Raw genomic sequence first — 19663 nt, forward strand, 5'->3', positions numbered from 1 at the left:
TACTAGGAGCAGCTCCTCTCAAATCTCAAACGTCCACGGCAGATAGGGACCGAACTGTCTCACGACGTTCTAAACCCAGCTCGCGTACCACTTTAAATGGCGAACAGCCATACCCTTGGGACCGGCTTCAGCCCCAGGATGTGATGAGCCGACATCGAGGTGCCAAACACCGCCGTCGATGTGAACTCTTGGGCGGTATCAGCCTGTTATCCCCGGAGTACCTTTTATCCGTTGAGCGATGGCCCTTCCATACAGAACCACCGGATCACTAAGACCTACTTTCGTACCTGCTCGACGTGTCTGTCTCGCAGTTAAGCGTGCTTTTGCCTTTACACTCTATGCATGATTTCCGACCATGCTGAGCACACCTTCGTGCTCCTCCGTTACTCTTTGGGAGGAGACCGCCCCAGTCAAACTACCCACCACACAGTGTCCTCGATCCCGATTAGGGACCTGAGTTAGAACCTCAAACATACCAGGGTGGTATTTCAAGAGTGGCTCCACGCAAACTAGCGTCTGCGCTTCAAAGCCTCCCACCTATCCTACACAAGTAGGTTCAAAGTTCACTGTGAAGCTATAGTAAAGGTTCACGGGGTCTTTCCGTCTAGCCGCGGATACACAGCATCTTCACTGCGATTTCAATTTCACTGAGTCTCGGGTGGAGACAGTGTGGCCATCGTTACGCCATTCGTGCAGGTCGGAACTTACCCGACAAGGAATTTCGCTACCTTAGGACCGTTATAGTTACGGCCGCCGTTTACTTGGGCTTCGATCAAGAGCTTCGCTTGCGCTAACCCCATCAATTAACCTTCAAGCACCGGGCAGGCGTCACACCCTATACGTCCACTTTCGTGTTTGCAGAGTGCTGTGTTTTTAATAAACAGTCGCAGCCACCTGGTATCTTCGACCGACTAGTGCTTACGGAGCAAGTCCTTCACACCGGCCGGCGTACCTTCTCCCGAAGTTACGGTACCATTTTGCCTAGTTCCTTCACCCGAGTTCTCTCAAGCGCCTTGGTATTCTCTACCTGACCACCTGTGTCGGTTTGGGGTACGGTCAATGTATATCTGAAGCTTAGAAGTTTTTCCTGGAAGCATGGCATCAACCACTTCACCCAAAAGAGGGTTCGTCATCAGTTCTCGGCATTCTCTCTTAAAGAGTGACCCGGATTTGCCTAAGTCACTTGCCTACCGCCTTAAACACAGACAACCATCGCTGTGCTGGCCTAGCCTTCTCCGTCTCTCCATCGCAATATACATCGGTACAGGAATATTAACCTGTTTCCCATCGACTACGCATTTCTGCCTCGCCTTAGGGGCCGACTCACCCTGCCCTGATTAACATGGGACAGGAAACCTTGGTCTTCCGGCGGGGGAGTTTTTCACTCCCCTTATCGTTACTCATGTCAACATTCGCACTTCTGATACCTCCAGCCTGCCTTACAGCTTGACCTTCAACGGCTTACAGAACGCTCCTCTACCATGCCTAATAAATTAAGCATCCGTAGCTTCGGTGTACAGTTTGAGCCCCGTTATATCTTCCGCGCAGGCCGACTCGACTAGTGAGCTATTACGCTTTCTTTAAAGGATGGCTGCTTCTAAGCCAACCTCCTAGCTGTCTAAGCCTTCCCACATCGTTTCCCACTTAACTGTAACTTTGGGACCTTAGCTGACGGTCTGGGTTGTTTCCCTTTCCACGACGGACGTTAGCACCCGCCGTGTGTCTCCCGTAATTGCACTCATTGGTATTCGGAGTTTGCATGGGGTTGGTAAGTCGGGATGACCCCCTAGCCCAAACAGTGCTCTACCCCCAATGGTGAGATACGAGGCGCTACCTAAATAGCTTTCGAGGAGAACCAGCTATCTCCGAGCTTGATTAGCCTTTCACTCCTATCCACAAGTCATCCCCAGCCTTTTCAACGGATGTGGGTTCGGTCCTCCAGTTGATGTTACTCAACCTTCAACCTGCTCATGGATAGATCGCCCGGTTTCGGGTCTATTCCCAGCAACTAAACGCCCTATTAAGACTCGGTTTCCCTACGGCTCCACTACATGCTTAACCTTGCTACTGAAAATAAGTCGTTGACCCATTATACAAAAGGTACGCAGTCACGGAACAAGTCCGCTCCCACTGCTTGTACGTACACGGTTTCAGGATCTATTTCACTCCCCTCACAGGGGTTCTTTTCGCCTTTCCCTCACGGTACTGGTTCACTATCGGTCAGTCAGGAGTATTTAGCCTTGGAGGATGGTCCCCCCATATTCAGACAGGATAACACGTGTCCCGTCCTACTCGTTTTCATGATTAGGGTGTTTTCGTATACGGGGCTATCACCCTCTATCGCGGCACTTTCCAGAGCCTTCTACTAACACCAAAACCACTTAAGGGCTAATCCCCTTTCGCTCGCCGCTACTTAGGGAATCTCGGTTGATTTCTTTTCCTCCGGGTACTTAGATGTTTCAGTTCCCCGGGTTCGCCTCCACACAGCTATGTATTCACTGTGGGATACTCTACAAGTAGAGTGGGTTTCCCCATTCGGACATGTTCGGATCAAAGCCTGTTTATCGACTCCCCGAACCTTTTCGCAGATTACCACGTCCTTCATCGCCTCTGACTGCCAAGGCATCCACCGTGCACGCTTGGTCACTTGACCATATAACCCAAAATAGTTTTTTACGATTCCAAAAGGAAAAGTAGAAACATAAATCAGATCACATACCAAAGGGCTTTTGTACCCCTCTGGATTTACGATAATAGAAGTCACTAAGTCGTTATCCTTAAAGAATAAGAGCAAGTGAACTTCCACCGGTTTAACGCTTGATTCATCGTTATTTCAAAATTCGAATTGTTAAAGAGCAAGTTTAGTGCAAAGCACTAAGTCAGAGACTAAACGCATCATCTAAGTGAGTGTTTAGTGTCTTGCTTAGAACTCTCTCTAAATCTTTCGCACAGAATGATCAGTAAATGGTGGAGCTATGCGGGATCGAACCGCAGACCTCCTGCGTGCAAAGCAGGCGCTCTCCCAGCTGAGCTATAGCCCCATTACTAACTAGATCGTATTTGGTGGGTCTGGGCCGATTTGAACGGAAAGACATCGACCTCACCACTCTTATTAAGAGAATGGAGTGACGCTCTAACCAACTTCGTTTCGACTTCAACCAAAGCCAATTCTTAAGAATTGGTGGGTCTGGGCCGATTTGAACGGCCGACCTCACCCTTATCAGGGGTGCGCTCTAACCAACTGAGCTACAGACCCAAATACTTTCTGTGCTTCTTATAAATTAGACATCAGATAATTTGTGTGAACGCTCACCAGAGGTTTCTATCGTTTAAGGAGGTGATCCAGCCCCAGGTTCCCCTAGGGCTACCTTGTTACGACTTCACCCCAGTCATTGACCACTCCGTGGTAACCGCCATCCCCGAAGGGTTAAGCTAGCTACTTCTGGAGCAATCAACTCCCATGGTGTGACGGGCGGTGTGTACAAGGCCCGGGAACGTATTCACCGTGGCATTCTGATCCACGATTACTAGCGATTCCGACTTCATGGAGTCGAGTTGCAGACTCCAATCCGGACTACGACGTACTTTCTGGGATTCGCTCACTATCGCTAGCTCGCAGCCCTCTGTATACGCCATTGTAGCACGTGTGTAGCCCTACTCGTAAGGGCCATGATGACTTGACGTCGTCCCCACCTTCCTCCGGTTTGTCACCGGCAGTCTCCTTAAAGTTCCCACCCGAAGTGCTGGCAAATAAGGATAAGGGTTGCGCTCGTTACGGGACTTAACCCAACATTTCACAACACGAGCTGACGACAGCCATGCAGCACCTGTCTCAGTGTTCCCGAAGGCACTCCAAAATCTCTTCTGGATTCACTGGATGTCAAGAGTAGGTAAGGTTCTTCGCGTTGCGTCGAATTAAACCACATGCTCCACCGCTTGTGCGGGCCCCCGTCAATTCATTTGAGTTTTAACCTTGCGGCCGTACTCCCCAGGCGGTCTACTTATTGCGTTAGCTGCGCCACTAAGTCATTACAACCCAACGGCTAGTAGACATCGTTTACGGCGTGGACTACCAGGGTATCTAATCCTGTTTGCTCCCCACGCTTTCGCACCTCAGTGTCAGTATTAGTCCAGGGTGTCGCCTTCGCCACTGATGTTCCTTCCTATATCTACGCATTTCACCGCTACACAGGAAATTCCACACCCCTCTACCATACTCTAGCCTGCCAGTATCGGGTGCCATTCCAAGGTTGAGCCCTGGGATTTCACATCCGACTTAACAAACCACCTACGCGCGCTTTACGCCCAGTAATTCCGATTAACGCTTGCACCCTCTGTATTACCGCGGCTGCTGGCACAGAGTTAGCCGGTGCTTCTTCTGGGGCTAACGTCAAGATAACTAGGTATTAACTAGCTACCCTTCCTCACCCCTGAAAGTGCTTTACAACCCTAAGGCCTTCTTCACACACGCGGCATGGCTGGATCAGGCTTGCGCCCATTGTCCAATATTCCCCACTGCTGCCTCCCGTAGGAGTCTGGGCCGTGTCTCAGTCCCAGTGTGACTGGCCATCCTCTCAGACCAGTTAAAGATCGTCGCCTTGGTAGGCCTTTACCCTACCAACTAGCTAATCTTACGCAGGCTCATCTAATAGCGGAAGGCTCCGAAGAGTCCCCTCCTTTCCCCCTTAGGGCGTATGCGGTATTAGCATGCGTTTCCACATGTTGTCCCCCTCTACTAGGCAGATTCCTACGCGTTACTCACCCGTCCGCCGCTCGTCAGCAGGAGCAAGCTCCCCTGTTACCGCTCGACTTGCATGTGTTAAGCCTGCCGCCAGCGTTCAATCTGAGCCATGATCAAACTCTTCAGTTTAATTTTTAAACTCATACTTAAAAGTAAAAGTTTGCCTGCTCAAAATCTATTACACTAACAATAACTTAATCATTTCATCACCCCGAAAGATAACAAAACAACATAAAGCGAATTGACGTGTTAGACGTTTCACAAGACTTCAATTTTTTTGATCAACTACATCTCGGTAAAACCGGTATGCGATGGTCTTCTGAAGCCTCCAGCGAGCGCCCACACAAATTATCTGATTATCTATTTTAAAGAGCGTCTGATACTTCGTTTAACTTACTTACCTCAGTAAGTGCAAACTCTTGTTTGCGTCGTTGTCCGTGTCAGTGGGTGCGTATAATACATCCCCAAAAATTCTGTGCAACCTCTTTTTTGAAATTCTTTTAATTAATTAAATTTTTCACTATTAACGTTCAAACATTAATCAAAAACAGCTTAACCTGCTTACTTATTAAACAGAAAACAAAGTACCTCACATTAAAAAGGCCTCTAATCTTACGATTAGAGGCCTTTTTAGATAGCAATTTAGACTAATAGATTAACCTAACCACTTTCTCGCATTTTGGAACAAACGCAACCATGGAGCTTGCTCTTGCCATTCGCTTGGGTGCCAGCTGTGCTGAACCGTACGATAAACACGTTCTGGATGAGGCATCATAATAGTCACACGACCATCTTCAGACGTTAACCCAGTGATACCTTGTGCAGAGCCATTCGGGTTGAATGGGTAACGCTCGGTTGCTTGTCCGTAGTTATCCACATAGCGCAATGCAATTTGGTTTGCTGTAGCAAGTGCAGCCATGTCTTGGTCATCACGGTATTCAGTAAGACCTTCACCATGCGCAACGACGATAGGCATACGAGAACCTTCCATACCAGCAAGCAAGATTGAGTTCGACTTCTGAACTTCCACTTGTACAAGGCGAGCCTCAAACTGAGAAGATTGGTTACGAACAAATTTCGGCCAATGTCCCGCACCAGGAATCAATTCGTGTAAATTCGACAACATCTGACAACCATTACACACACCTAGTGTGAACGTATCAGGACGGCTGAAGAAGGCTGCAAACTGTTCACGAGCCACTGGGTTGAAAAGGATAGATTTCGCCCAACCTTCACCAGCACCCAATACGTCACCGTATGAGAAACCACCACAAGCGACCAAACCACTAAATTGATCTAGCGTCGTACGACCAGACAAGATATCACTCATGTGAACATCTACTGGAATGAATCCCGCTTTATGGAAAGCAGCAGCCATTTCCACTTGACCGTTTACACCTTGTTCACGCAAGACGGCAATTTTAGGCTTAACACCAGAAGCGATAAATGCCGCTACGATGTCTTCATTTTGATCGAATTGAACATCAGCGGTTAAGCCTGGATCTTTCGCATCCAACAAACTGTCAAATTCTTGCTGCGCTGACTCTGGGTTATCGCGTAAAGCTTGAATGCGGTAACTTGTCTCAGACCAAACACGCTGCCAATTAATACGCGTCTCTTCTAGCAACGTTTCACCAGCAAAACAAACACGGATCGAATCATCACCGGACAATGTTGCAATCGGAGTCGTCGTCACACCAGCGCTTGCATAAGCAGAAATAACTTCCGTTACATCAGACTCATTAACCTGTATGACGGCACCCAACTCTTCACTGAATAATACAGGCGCCACTTGCATACGGTTAGTAATGGTTTCATCAAGATCAATATTCAGACCCAAATGACTCGCGAATGACATTTCGACCAAGGCTGCAAACGCACCACCATCAGAACGGTCATGGTAGGCTAACAATTTACCTTCAGCATTAAGCGCTTGCGTGGTATCAAAGAAGCCAGCCAAGGTCGCTGCATCATCAACATCTGGCGCTTGCTGACCCAGTTTATTGTAAACCTGAGCAATAACAGAACCGCCAAGACGATTTTTACCCGCACCCAAATCAACCAACAACAAACGCGTATCAGCTTTGTTTTGCAGCTCTGGCGTTAATGTTTTACGAACATCGGTTACCGGCGCAAACGCCGAGATCACCAAAGAAAGCGGAGAGGTAACGGCTTTCTCTTTGCCCTCTTCTTTCCATACGGTTTTCATCGACATAGAGTCTTTACCGACGGGAATAGCAATATCCAATGCTGGACACAATTCCATACCAACCGCTTTTACAGTTTGGTAAAGCTTTTCATCTTCGCCTTCGTGACCAGCCGCCGCCATCCAGTTCGCAGATAACTTAATGCTACTACGTTTGGTAATGTGTGCTGCTGCCAAGTTAGTCAGTGCTTCACCCACTGCCATACGACCAGACGCTGGCGCATCCAACAAGGCAACCGGTGTACGTTCCCCCATTGTCATGGCTTCACCGGTGTAGCTTTCTAAAGAGGACGTTGTTACCGCCACATCAGCTACTGGCACTTGCCATGGACCCACCATTTGATCACGAGCAACCATACCCGTAATCGAACGGTCACCAATGGTAATCAAGAAGTTTTTGCTCGCTACCGTTGGCAAACTCAAGACGCGATTTGCTGCATCAGCTAGATCCACATCAATCGCGGTAAAATCATCACCAGCAATAACCGCTTTGGTTGCTTCACGGTGCATCTTAGGTGGCTTGCCAAATAAAACAGACATAGGCAAATCAACAGGATTATTATCGAAATGCTCATCAGCAACTTGCAAATGCATTTCTTCTTTCGCTTCACCAACGATGGCAAAAGGACAACGCTCACGCTCACAAATCGCCGTAAATTCTGCAACACGATCTGGAGAAACAGCCATAACATAACGCTCTTGCGATTCGTTACACCAGATTTCTAGTGGAGACATACCAGGTTCGTCGTTTAGGACTTTACGCAAATCAAAGTTACCACCACGCTCGCCGTCTTTGACCAATTCAGGCAAGGCGTTAGACAAACCACCAGCGCCCACATCATGGATAAAACTGATTGGATTTTTATCACCCATTTGCCAGCAACGGTCGATCACTTCCTGACAACGACGTTCCATTTCTGGGTTACCACGTTGTACAGAAGCAAAATCAAGATCTTCGTTACCATCGGCAGATGCCATAGAAGACGCTGCGCCGCCGCCAAGACCGATCAACATAGCTGGTCCGCCAAGTACGATTAACTTAGCGCCAACTTTAATCTCTTGTTTTTCAACGTGCTCACGACGAATATTACCGATACCACCCGCCAACATGATTGGCTTGTGATAACCACGCACTTCTTCTTGAGACGCGCCTTGGATGGTTTGTTCGTAAGTACGGAAGTAACCCAATAGGTTTGGACGACCGAACTCATTGTTAAATGCAGCACCGCCGATAGGCCCTTCGATCATAATGTCCAAAGGCGTCACGATACGAGACGGTTTACCGTAATAGCTTTCCCATGGTTGTTCAAAACCTGGAATTTTAAGGTCGGATACAGTGTAACCGCTCAAACCTGCTTTTGGTTTAGAGCCAATACCTGTAGCGCCTTCATCACGAATCTCACCACCAGACCCCGTCGCTGCGCCAGGAAATGGTGAAATGGCCGTTGGATGGTTGTGGGTTTCTACCTTCATCAAAATATCGATGTGTTCATGACTGAAATCGTATTCACGAGTCTCAGCCGACGGGAAGAAACGACCACCAAAGTGGCCTTCCATCACAGCAGCGTTGTCTTTATAAGCAGACAAGGTGCCATGTGGGTTATGTTCGTGGGTGTTCTTGATCATTTTAAACAAAGAGCGTTCTTGCTCTTTGCCATCAATGGTCCAAGACGCATTAAAAATTTTGTGACGACAATGCTCTGAGTTTGCCTGAGCAAACATCATTAACTCTACATCAATTGGATTACGACCCAACTCAATGAAAGACTCAACAAGGTAATCAATTTCGTCATCCGCAAGGGCCAGACCGAGCGTTTGGTTTGCCTCAACCAACGCAGCTCGACCACCACCTAACACATCAACACTTGTCATTGGTGCCGGTTCTGCATGAGAGAACATGTCAGTCGCGTCGCTCAATGCCGGAAGCACGCTTTCTGTCATGCGGTCATGCAACATAGCAGACAACAAATCTAACTCTTCAAGCGCTAATGGCGTTGAGCTATGAATAAAGTATTCCACGCCACGTTCGACGCGAGATACGACCGCTAGGCCACAGTTATGAAGGATATCGGTTGCTTTCGATGACCAAGGTGAAATAGTGCCTAAACGAGGCACCACTAAAACACTTTGATCAGATGAACTGACTTGGGAGGATTTAGGACCGTAGGCCAAAGCGCGTTGTAGAACAGTTTCCTGTTCAGCGGTAAGCGTTTGATTATCAACCAGCTCCACAAAATGGAGAAATTGAGCATCAACATCTGTGACAGATGGGATAGATGCTTGCATATTGGCTAATAACTTTGCCTTGCGAAACGCCGATAGCGCTGCGGAACCATGCAGAGTTAGCATGTTGAGTATTGCCTCACTTGGTAGTTTTGGGGAAATGGTGCGGGTATTTTAAATCAATGAAGCAAATAGAGGCTAGCAGAGTATGAAATTTCTACACAAAATGACGGAATTAATCGCCTAAATTGACTTTTTTGCCTGTTCTTTGAGCTTCTTTTTTTGTTCACGGCGATATTGAAAAAACTGCGTGAGTTGAAGAGAAGCCGTTTCAGCCAATACACCAGACTCAACTTTCACCTTATGATTGAGAAACGGTGCCTCAAAAAACTGCCCCTGACTTTCAACAACGCCACTTTTAGGTTCTGTCGCCGCATAAACCACTCGATCAATACGTGAGTGAACCATAGCGCCCGCGCACATAGAGCAAGGTTCCAAGGTCACATACAAAGTCGCACCGGGCAGTCGATAGTTATTCATGGTTTTGCAGGCCATACGAATCGCCTGAATCTCAGCATGTGCTGTTGGATCACAAAGCGAGATCGGTGCATTGTAGCCTTCACCGATAATCTCATCATTGAGTACGACAATAGCGCCCACTGGGATTTCATTTTCAAATGCAGCCTTCGCAGCCAGCGCGATCGCGCGTTGCATCCACTCTTGATCTGTCATTATTGATCTACCTCAAGGCAGCTGTACTTTTTCTAAGACATAATCGCCTTTCATACTTAATACGCTCTACACTGAACCTTACTGTCAAAATAAACACGCTGAAATAGATATATGGAGACTGATTCATGCGCACCGTAGCCGACCTGATGATTACTAACTTAATAACATTAAAAGAAAATGATTCTTTAGCGAAAGCCAAAGCATTGATGCAAGAAAAAAACATTAGAAACATTCCCATCGTAAACGACGCAGGGGAATGCGTTGGCATGCTAACGCAACGAGAATATCTTCGTCATGCCTTCCACCTAGTTAGCCAGTTCGGCACCCAGCAAATATCTAAGAAAGAACAACAAACACCCATTGCTAACGCCATGAACAAGGACATACTAACCGTAAGCCCTGAGACAGATTTAGACATGGCTGCTGAGTTCTTTATCGAGAATAAATATGGCTGCCTACCAGTAGTAACGAAAGACAATAAGCTCGTCGGCATAATTACACCAGTCGATTTCGTCAAACTTGCGCACAAGATGCTAACTGAATCTAAATAAACTAAGCACTTTCAAGCCGTTGATTAGAACCAGAGGATGCACCTTGCGCCTCTTTTTCTAAACGAACTTCCATCGCTTGCAAGCCAAAATCAGTCTCAGATAAAAGAAAACTAACCGACTGCCCTTTTCTCAGGCTTTTGTGCCCATCACAAACAATCGACTTGTAATGCACGAACACATCAGTGTCTTCTTCTCTTTTGATAAAACCCACACCTTTGGCGTCGTTAAACCACTTCACTTTTCCAGTTAATCTTTCCATTACTATCTCGCCTCTTTTTTATTTTTATTAAGTAAGCGTAAGGTCAGAAGCCAATACAGACTTCCGACCTTATGTTTTTAAAACGCGTATTTACAAAGATTCAATACTGATCTTTTGCTCTTCCAACTTAGTCACTGCAAGCTGCAAGTCATCACACTTAGCGCGCTCTTTCTCAACCACTTCAACAGGCGCTTTCGCCACAAAACTGTCGTTGGAAAGCTTGCCTTGAATGCGTTGTAACTCTTTTGACGCTTTATCGATTTCTTTTTGCAGACGGGCTAGCTCAGCTTCTTTATCAATCAAGCCAGCCATTGGTACAAGTACTTCCATGTCACCAACTAACGCAGTTGCTGACATTGGCGCTTCATCGCCCGCATTCAACCAAGTGACAGACTCTAATTTAGCCAAAGTTTGCAAGAAAGTTAAGTTTGCATCTAAACGAGCCTGATCTTGCTCAGAACCATTACGGAACAAGATAGTAATCGGCTTAGAAGGAGAAATATTCATTTCACCACGAATATTACGAACCCCTTCAATAACGCCTTTTAACCATTCCACATCCGCTTCGGCTTGTGCGTCTTTTTTCGCATCATTAGCCATTGGGTATTCACCCATCATGACTGTTTCACCTTCGATCCCAGCAAGTGGAGCAACACGCTGCCAAATCTCTTCAGTCAAGAAAGGCATCATCGGATGGGCAAGGCGAAGAAAGGCTTCCAACACACGAACCAAGGTGCGACGAGTACCCGTCAATTGTGCAGCCGTCGCATTTTCATCCCAAAGCACAGGCTTAGACAATTCCAAATACCAATCACAGTATTCGTGCCACATAAATTCGTACAATGCTTGAGAAGCCAAGTCGAAACGATGCGTATCGAAAGCGCGGTTTACAGCGTCTTCCGCATGCTGCAAGCGAGAAATAATCCACTTGTCGGCAAGAGACAGTTCAACCTCAGCGCCATTCTGTCCACAGTCTTGATCTTCTGTGTTCATCAAGACATAACGCGTCGCGTTCCAAATCTTGTTACAGAAATTACGGTAACCTTCAAGACGATTAAGATCGAACTTGATGTCTCGGCCGCCAGACGCCAATGAACAAAGCGTAAAGCGCAGTGCATCAGTACCGTAGGCTTGAATGCCTTCTGGGTAGGTTTCACGAGTATTCTTTTCAACCTTTTCAGCCAAGCGTGGCTGCATCATGCCGTAAGTACGTTTTGCTACCAAAGACTCGATATCAATCCCATTGATCAAATCCAATGGATCGATAACATTGCCTTTGGATTTCGACATTTTATCGCCTCGCTCATCACGAATAAGCCCTGTGATATAAACGGTTTTGAAAGGTACTTTGTCGGTAAACTTCAATGTCATCATGATCATTCTGGCCACCCAGAAGAAAATGATATCAAAGCCGGTTACCAACACATCCGATTCACTAAACTCAGCAAAATCCTGTGTTTCTTCTGGCCAACCTTGTGTTGCAAAGGTCCAAAGCGCTGAAGAAAACCAAGTATCTAACACGTCTTCGTCTTGAGTCAGTTCAACATCAGCTGCTAGGCTGTATTTAGTGCGAACCTCTTCTTCATTTTTACCAACATAATGTTTGCCATCCGCATCGTACCAAGCAGGGATCTGATGCCCCCACCAAAGCTGACGAGAGATACACCAATCCTGAAGATCGCGCATCCACGCAAAGTAAGTATTTTCCCACTGCTTAGGCACAAATTGAATATCGCCATTTTCAACGGCTTCAATTGCAGGCTTGGCCAATGACTCAACCGCCACATACCACTGCTGGGTTAGGTAAGGCTCAATAACCGTATTACCACGTTCACCACGAGGCACCTTTAGCTTGTGATCGACGATTTTCTCAAGCAAGCCAAGCGCATCAAAATCCGCAACAACGGCTTTACGTGCATCAAAACGATCCATACCGTGATATTTTTCGGGCGCTACATCATTAATGGCCGCATCGTCGGTCAAAATATTGATCAATGGCATGTCGTGGCGTTTGCCTACTTCATAGTCATTGAAGTCATGGGCTGGCGTAATTTTCACACAACCCGTACCAAATTCTTTGTCTACATATTCGTCAGCAACGATTGGTATACGACGACCAACCAATGGCAATTCAACAAACTTGCCAACAAGATCGGTAAAACGCTCATCATCTGGCGCTACAGCAACAGCAGCGTCACCGAACATAGTTTCTGGGCGCGTCGTTGCTACAACAATGTGATCTTTGCCATCAGCTGTTTTCACGCCATCAGCAAGTGGGTAACGGAAGTACCACATGAAGCCATTTTCTTCTTCAGAAACCACTTCAAGATCAGAAATAGCAGTGTGTAAAACCGGATCCCAGTTTACGAGGCGCTGACCACGGTAAATAATACCTTCGTCAAACAAGCGAACAAACACTTCTTGAACCGCAGCAGACATGCCAGGATCCATAGTGAAGCGCTCTTTATCCCAAGCAACAGAGTCACCTAGAACACGCATTTGGTCAGAAATAGTGCCGCCAGACTGGCCTTTCCATTCCCAAACTTTTTCAAGAAACTTTTCACGGCCTAGCTCATGACGAGTCACATTCTGCGCGGCTAATTGGCGCTCAACCACCATTTGAGTTGCAATACCTGCATGGTCACAACCTGGCTGCCATAACGTACGGCTGCCTTTCATTCGCTCACGGCGAATCATCGCATCCATTAAGGTATGCTGAAACGCATGCCCCATGTGCAAACTACCGGTGACGTTTGGTGGTGGAATCATGATAGAGAATGGAGAACCGTTGCCTTGAGGGGAAAAATATCCGCCCTCTTCCCAACGTTTATAAATAGGCTGTTCAATACTCTGAGGTTGGTAGGTCTTTTCCATTATGATGTCTTAAGGCTCTTATGTAGCGATCAATTGTAAGTTGAGGAATTATAACGTGTCATAACAATATAAAGAATAACACGTGGGTAATTAAGCCATCTGCTAGCAGATTAGACAGCTATTAATTTGTATTACTCTTTTTGAGTTGCATTAGTATTTTGGAACGTCTCTGCCGCCCGCAATGCTTGCATCACTTCCGATACCAACTCTGGCAAACGTCTTTCGAGAACATCTGCAATGGTTTTAGCAATCAACTCTTGTGATAAAGCGGATTCAGTAACGACATCTTCCAGTGTAACCACCTCATCTAAAGACTGATCTGGCGATTCATCTGTAAAGTCGCTCTGAGAGGATTCCTGCGGAATACCGTCCTGAAGAATATCCTGCCCTTTAGGTTCGTCAAAAGACTGCGCCAGATGCGCTTCCTGACTAGCAGAAAGAGGCGTTTTCTCGGTGACAATATCCATCAAAATAGGAATGTCATCTTGATTCCGCAAGGCGGACATCAAAGTTTCTTCATCTGGCTCAAAAACACCATCATCATACTGAGTGGCTAAATCTGACATAGGAAAAACCAACATTAAGAAAGCAAAATACAAAAGTTAAGCAAAATTTCTCGATTAACTCGTCATTAGAAGCCCTCAACTTTCGCACTGAAAAACACAAAAGTCCACCCTATCCAAATGAAGATAATAGACTCAGCATAGACCAAACAAAAATAACACCTTGATCGGACTAATCTTTCCTCTTAAAAAAACGCACAAAAAAAAGCAGCAACCATTAATGATTACTGCTTTTAATCAACGCTGTACTTAAAAAAAACTCTGCACTAAAAAAACGAGCTACTTACGCTTTACCAAGCAAATAACGCGTCAACAAAGCAACTGGACGACCACTTGCTCCTTTACTTGCGCCACCAGCCCACGCGGTACCGGCAATATCCAAATGAGCCCAAGGATAAGAACCCGTAAAGCGAGATAAGAAACACGCTGCCGTGACAGAGCCCGCTTCTGGACCACCAATATTACCAATATCTGCAAAATTACTATCAAGCTGCTGTTGGTATTCTTCGTCTAGCGGCATTTGCCAAATTTTATCGGCGGAAACCTGACTAGCCGTTTTCAATTCTGATGCTAGATCATCACTGTTTGCGTACATACCAGAGTTAACACTGCCCAAAGCAACCACACAAGCGCCCGTTAGAGTAGCAATATCAACAACGGATTTCGGTTTGAAGCGCTCAATGTAAGTCAAAGCATCACAAAGCACTAAACGGCCTTCCGCGTCGGTATTCAAAATCTCTACCGTTTGACCTGACATGGTTTTCACAATATCACCAGGCTTAGTCGCACGACCACTTGGCATATTCTCAGCCGCAGCAATCACTGCAGTGAAGTTCAGTTTTGGTTTTAGCTCACAAATTGCTTTCATTGTGCCAAAAACGCTAGCAGCACCACACATGTCGTATTTCATCTCGTCCATTTTTGGACCAGGTTTCAAAGAAATACCACCAGTATCAAAGGTAATACCTTTACCTAGAAGAACATGAGGTGCTTCGCCCTCTTCTCCACCACGGTAGTTCATTACAATTAAATAACTTGGCTGATCACTACCATGACCTACGGACAACAAACAGTGCATGCCTAGTTCATCCATTTTACTTTCGTCTAGCAACTCAACGCCGATACTGTATTCTTCGCCTAGCTGCTGCGCTTTAGATGCTAAGTAACTTGGCGTGCAAACGTTGCCAGGAAGGTTTCCTAGTTGACGAGCAAAGGCAGAACCTTTCGCCGTAGCCGTACCAATTGCTAAAGCAGCCTCATCTGTACCCTCTAACAACAAAGACTCAACTTTTGTCGCTTTTTCGGCATCATCTTTTTTGAAGCCAAGGAAGTTGTAAAAGCCTTCATTCAACCACTGAGCAACCAAAGCCAGCACATCAGCCTGAGAACGGTTTTTCAACACTAAACCAGCACTTGCAACCGCAACCGATGCGAATGGCAAACCTTTAATTTGAGCTGCGACTGCTGCAATTACCTTGCGAGCTTGCATATCACTCAACTGCGCGTCTTTACCAATACCGACTAACAAAACCGCTTGAGCGAAGTCTTGCGATACTGCTGGCAACAATAATGTTTGTGCAACACCACCTTTGAACACACCCGTTTCACGCAACTGAGAAACTTGCCCATTGGCATTTTCATCAATCCAAGAAGTGGATTCAGGGAAGTCACCTTCACTAGGAACAAAAGCAACCAGCAAATCTGCTTGCACTGTAGATAAGCGATCAAATAACGCCATATTCATGAAAAAACCCTCAATAAAAATAACTTAGAGATATTTACACAAAACTGCGAGCGATAGAAAAACACACCAAAAGCCCCAAAAACATGCCACTTTATTGATAAAAAAGCGCACCTAGGGTCAATTTTTAACACTGCATTCACAAGCTCAATCGTTGTGTAAAATCCTCACTTTTAAAAAAAACTGGATAATATACTTCTTACCACGAGATAATGGGGGCTTTAGATGTGTAATCAACTCTACGCTTAAAAAGCAGAATCCATCCAGAGGTGACTTTGAGACTATTTAGATATTTAGCGAAAGAAGTGCTGGTGTCAACAGCTGGCGTCACGCTAATTTTGCTGCTCGTAATTTTAAGCGGCCGATTCTCTTTTTATTTGGGCCAAATTGCCGACGGCAATATGACCTTCAAATTCTTGTTTATTATTCTCGGCTACCACATTCCAAGTTTTGTTCAAATGATTTTGCCCTTAGCTTTTTTCCTATCACTCCTACTTGCGTTTGGGCGCCTCTACATAGAAAACGAAATGTCAGTGCTGTTTTCAAGCGGCATCAGTAAAATCAAACTTGCAGGCTACACATTAGGAATAGCTCTTATTGTTAGCGTCATCAGCGCTACACTTAATTTATGGTTAGCACCATTTAGTGAACATCGAGCAGCAGAAGCGTCACTAGCACAAGATCAACTTTCTGCCTTTGTTTTTTTGAAGCCAGGACGTTTTGAAGGTAACGGCCAACGCACAACCTATATCGATAGCTTTACACCAAAAGAAGGCTGGATGAATCAAGTCTTTCTTTCTGATGTGATTCGCAACAAAAACACCAGCATTCCAGTTCAAACTTTCGCTGCTTACGCGGAACAAATACGAGTTAGCGAGCAAGCAGGCAAAAACTATCTTGTCTTCAAAAATGGCACCCGCTACGAAGGCAAACCGGGCACAGCAAATTACCGAGTTACCCAATTCGATACCTATGCAGTTCGAATGGCCAATCAAGAGAAAGAGCTCACCAATGAATCTTATATACAACCCACGCTTTATCTAATTAAAAGCTCCGATCTATTAGATAAAGCTGAGCTACAATGGCGTATTTCACTGGTAATCATCATCCCTATTCTTGCCATTATCGGCCTATCGTTAAGTCAAGTGAATCCGCGACAAGGACGTTTCTTCAAAATGCTCCCAGCCATTCTTCTAATGATTTCCTATATCGCCATGCTTATTTGGGGCAGAACAGGTCTCGAAAAAGGAAATCTTCCTATTTCACTAGGTTTATGGTGGATACATGGTGTTTTTATACTGATAGCCGCCGCTTTATTCATTCAATTCAACCAAGTCTTTGAACGTCACAAAGCCCGACCGCCAATTGATACAGGCTCAGACGAGAATTCCCTATGAGTAAAATAGATAAATACATAGCCAGCAGTGTTCTATGGGCTTTTTTAATTGTCGCCGTTGTCTTGCTTGGGCTGGATTTTGCCTTGACCTTTATAGATCAGATCAAAAATGTCAACGACAACTATACCGTGCAACCTCTTCTGCAAGTGATCCTCTATCGTATGCCAGGAAAACTCGCTGAATACATTCCTGTTGCCTCACTAATAGGCACATTAATGGGACTAGGCACACTTGCGGCCACATCAGAATTAACTGTAATGCGAGCAGCAGGCATGCCCATTTGGCGCATCGGTGTTGCTGCAGGACAGCCAATATTGCTGGTTTCGCTAATAGGCATGGGGATTTCAGAATTCGTCGCACCCGTTGCACAACAGAAAGCCAACCTAATAGAAAAATTTCAAGACCAAGAAAGCAGCACCTTTTCTCTTACTGGAGGCGTGTGGTTAAAAGCAGAAAATAACTTTGTTTACATCGATGCCGCCGACGACACAGGAAAGCTGTATAACATACAAATTTTCTCACCTGATGGGCAAAAATTGAAATACATCAAAACAGCAACCAGCGCAGAACACATCAAAGATTCGCAATGGCAACTTAATAACGTAACAGAAACCAAATTTGCTGCCGATCATATTGAGAAAAAAACATTCGAGCATGCCGAGTGGAATGTCAGCATTAAACCTGAGCATTTATTTTTAGCATCACAAGAGCCAAACGCACTCTCGTTAAGTCAATTACACAGCTATCAATCCTACTTAAAACAGGAAAAACTTGACGGCTCTCAATACGAATTAGAGTTTTGGATTACCATATTACGTCCTGTCGCATCTTTAGCATTAATGCTGGTCGCACTATCGAGCGTTTTTGGGCCACTTAGGTCCTCCACCATGGGCGGTCGAATTTTTTCTGGCGTTATTATTGGCTTAGCATTTCAAAATGCACTTAACCTATTTGGTAGAATGAGCGTTGCAATAAACTTTCCACCCATTGTTGGAGTTAGCATTCCCATCGCTATTTGCTTAATTGCCGGAATCATATTAATAAGACGCAGGGGCTAGGCTCTGCGTCTACCTTAAAATAAAGAAATAACTTTTAAATCAACACCTCGTAACCACACCCTCAACTAATAAGAAGCCATGAAGCGAGCTATTCTTGCGAGCGCCTCTCGCAGCCTAGATTCATCACAAGTGTAGGCAAAACGCACATATTTATGCGAATCTTTGACACCAAAATCTGCCCCTGGCGTGAGTGCTACTTTTTCTTGCTCAAGCAATGCTAAACACCAAGCCATGGCATCCTGAGTTACACTCGATACATCAACGTAAATATAAAAAGCACCATGCGCTTGCGCAACCACAGGCAAACCAATCGCCTTCAAGCCTTCAAGCAAAACTAAGCGGCGAGCATCTAGTGTTTGGCGACGCACTTCACATTCCGCCAATACATCCGGTGAAAAAGCTCGTACGGCAGCATACTGAGAAACGCTCGACGCTGCGATAAACAAGTTTTGCGCCAGCTTTGTCGCACCTTCGATTGCCCATTCAGGCACAACTAACCAACCTAGTCGCCAACCTGTCATGGCGAAATATTTCGAGAAGCTATTCACCACGAAAATATCGTCTGCAATAGATAAGGCAGAAAAATCGTCACCTTCATAAACCAAACCTTGATAGATTTCATCCACTAATAAATGACCACCAAGTTTACTCACCTTTTTCCAAGCGTCTGATATATAAGACTTACTAAGTACCGCACCAGTAGGATTAGAAGGCGAGGCTAGCCAAAGCCCAGCCGTATTCCCCCCCCAATGAGCAGATAATGTATTCAAGTCCAGCTCAAAACCCTCTTCCGGTTTTGTTTCTACCAATTTTGCTTTCGCGCCAGCCTGAATCAAAAAATGACGATTGCATGGATAACATGGATCCGGCATCACCACTTCTTCGCCAGCATTCACCATCAGAGACGCCATTAACAGCAACGCCCCAGAGGCTCCAGGTGTAACAATAATCCGTTCTGGCGAAACAGTAACCTGATAGCGACTCAGATAATAATCACTAATCGCACGCTTAAGTTCAGGTAAGCCAGTGGCAGAGGTATAGCCAGTTTTACCTTCTTGAATAGCCGCCACACCCGCATTAGCAATCGCCTCTACTGCGACAAAATCCGGTTCACCAACTTCAAGATGAATAACATCTTCACCTTGAGATTGCAGTTGCTTGGCCCGAGCCAATATTTCCATCACTTGAAACGGTGCAATCTGACCAACTCTTGCCGCTAACTTGTGTTTTTCCATCCCGTTTTCTCTACCTTTATCGACCTGTTTCAAAAATATCGCGACAATTTGCGCAAAAAATGTGGTTAACCGTCACATTATCT

Annotated in this window: 10 protein-coding genes, 2 tRNA genes and 2 rRNA genes; 3 read left to right on the forward strand and 11 right to left on the reverse strand. The window is 45.7% G+C overall.

Features of this window, described 5'->3' with window-relative positions; genetic code table 11:
- From ACO05V_RS00005 to tadA, 6 genes are all read right to left on the reverse strand, one after another.
- A 23S ribosomal RNA gene (locus ACO05V_RS00005) occupies positions 1 to 2653 on the reverse strand; the annotation flags it as partial.
- 312 nt (positions 2654 to 2965) lie between these two features.
- Positions 2966 to 3041, reverse strand: a tRNA-Ala gene (locus ACO05V_RS00010).
- Positions 3042 to 3179: 138 nt separating this feature from the next.
- Positions 3180 to 3256, reverse strand: a tRNA-Ile gene (locus tag ACO05V_RS00015).
- Positions 3257 to 3330: 74 nt separating this feature from the next.
- A 16S ribosomal RNA gene (locus ACO05V_RS00020) occupies positions 3331 to 4870 on the reverse strand.
- A 526-nt stretch (positions 4871 to 5396) separates the two neighbouring features.
- Positions 5397 to 9296 carry a phosphoribosylformylglycinamidine synthase gene (purL, locus tag ACO05V_RS00025; RefSeq protein WP_421846304.1) on the reverse strand — a complete coding sequence of 1300 codons (3900 nt, stop codon included), beginning with the start codon at positions 9294 to 9296 and terminating at the stop codon, positions 5397 to 5399.
- A 117-nt stretch (positions 9297 to 9413) separates the two neighbouring features.
- Positions 9414 to 9902, reverse strand: coding sequence for a tRNA adenosine(34) deaminase TadA (gene tadA, locus ACO05V_RS00030; RefSeq protein ID WP_421846306.1), 489 nt, complete (start codon positions 9900 to 9902; stop codon positions 9414 to 9416).
- Between the two features lie 125 nt (positions 9903 to 10027).
- Between tadA and ACO05V_RS00035 the strand changes: the two genes are divergently transcribed.
- Positions 10028 to 10453: a CBS domain-containing protein gene (locus ACO05V_RS00035; RefSeq protein ID WP_421846308.1), complete on the forward strand. Its 426-nt coding sequence runs from the start codon at positions 10028 to 10030 to the stop codon at positions 10451 to 10453.
- A 1-nt stretch (position 10454) separates the two neighbouring features.
- Here the strand turns inward: ACO05V_RS00035 and ACO05V_RS00040 are convergent, their stop codons facing one another.
- From ACO05V_RS00040 to ACO05V_RS00055, 4 genes are all read right to left on the reverse strand, one after another.
- Positions 10455 to 10712, reverse strand: a complete 258-nt coding sequence (locus ACO05V_RS00040) for a cold-shock protein (protein WP_421846310.1) — start codon at positions 10710 to 10712, stop codon at positions 10455 to 10457.
- 90 nt (positions 10713 to 10802) lie between these two features.
- The gene (locus tag ACO05V_RS00045; RefSeq protein ID WP_421846312.1) at positions 10803 to 13586 is read right to left on the reverse strand and encodes a valine--tRNA ligase; all 2784 of its coding nucleotides are present in this window, start codon (positions 13584 to 13586) and stop codon (positions 10803 to 10805) included.
- 131 nt (positions 13587 to 13717) lie between these two features.
- On the reverse strand, positions 13718 to 14152 hold the full coding sequence (locus ACO05V_RS00050) for a hypothetical protein (protein ID WP_421846314.1): 435 nt from the start codon (positions 14150 to 14152) through the stop codon (positions 13718 to 13720).
- 280 nt (positions 14153 to 14432) lie between these two features.
- Positions 14433 to 15893 carry a leucyl aminopeptidase gene (locus tag ACO05V_RS00055; RefSeq protein ID WP_421846316.1) on the reverse strand — a complete coding sequence of 487 codons (1461 nt, stop codon included), beginning with the start codon at positions 15891 to 15893 and terminating at the stop codon, positions 14433 to 14435.
- 266 nt (positions 15894 to 16159) lie between these two features.
- On the opposite strand from ACO05V_RS00055, the gene lptF reads away from it, so the two are divergent.
- Both lptF and lptG read left to right on the forward strand, forming a co-directional pair.
- Positions 16160 to 17287, forward strand: a complete 1128-nt coding sequence (gene lptF, locus ACO05V_RS00060) for an LPS export ABC transporter permease LptF (RefSeq protein WP_421846318.1) — start codon at positions 16160 to 16162, stop codon at positions 17285 to 17287.
- Positions 17284 to 18345, forward strand: coding sequence for an LPS export ABC transporter permease LptG (gene lptG / locus ACO05V_RS00065; protein ID WP_421846320.1), 1062 nt, complete (start codon positions 17284 to 17286; stop codon positions 18343 to 18345). The genes lptF and lptG overlap by 4 nt, the downstream gene beginning before the upstream one ends.
- A gap of 65 nt (positions 18346 to 18410) precedes the next feature.
- On the opposite strand, the gene ACO05V_RS00070 is transcribed toward lptG, so the two are convergent.
- Positions 18411 to 19580 (reverse strand): aminotransferase class I/II-fold pyridoxal phosphate-dependent enzyme, encoded by a 1170-nt coding sequence (locus ACO05V_RS00070; protein ID WP_421846322.1) that lies wholly within the window; start codon positions 19578 to 19580, stop codon positions 18411 to 18413.
- Positions 19581 to 19663: the final 83 nt, after the last annotated feature.

Source organism: Marinomonas sp., assembly GCF_965225885.1.
Classification (GTDB): domain Bacteria; phylum Pseudomonadota; class Gammaproteobacteria; order Pseudomonadales; family Marinomonadaceae; genus Marinomonas.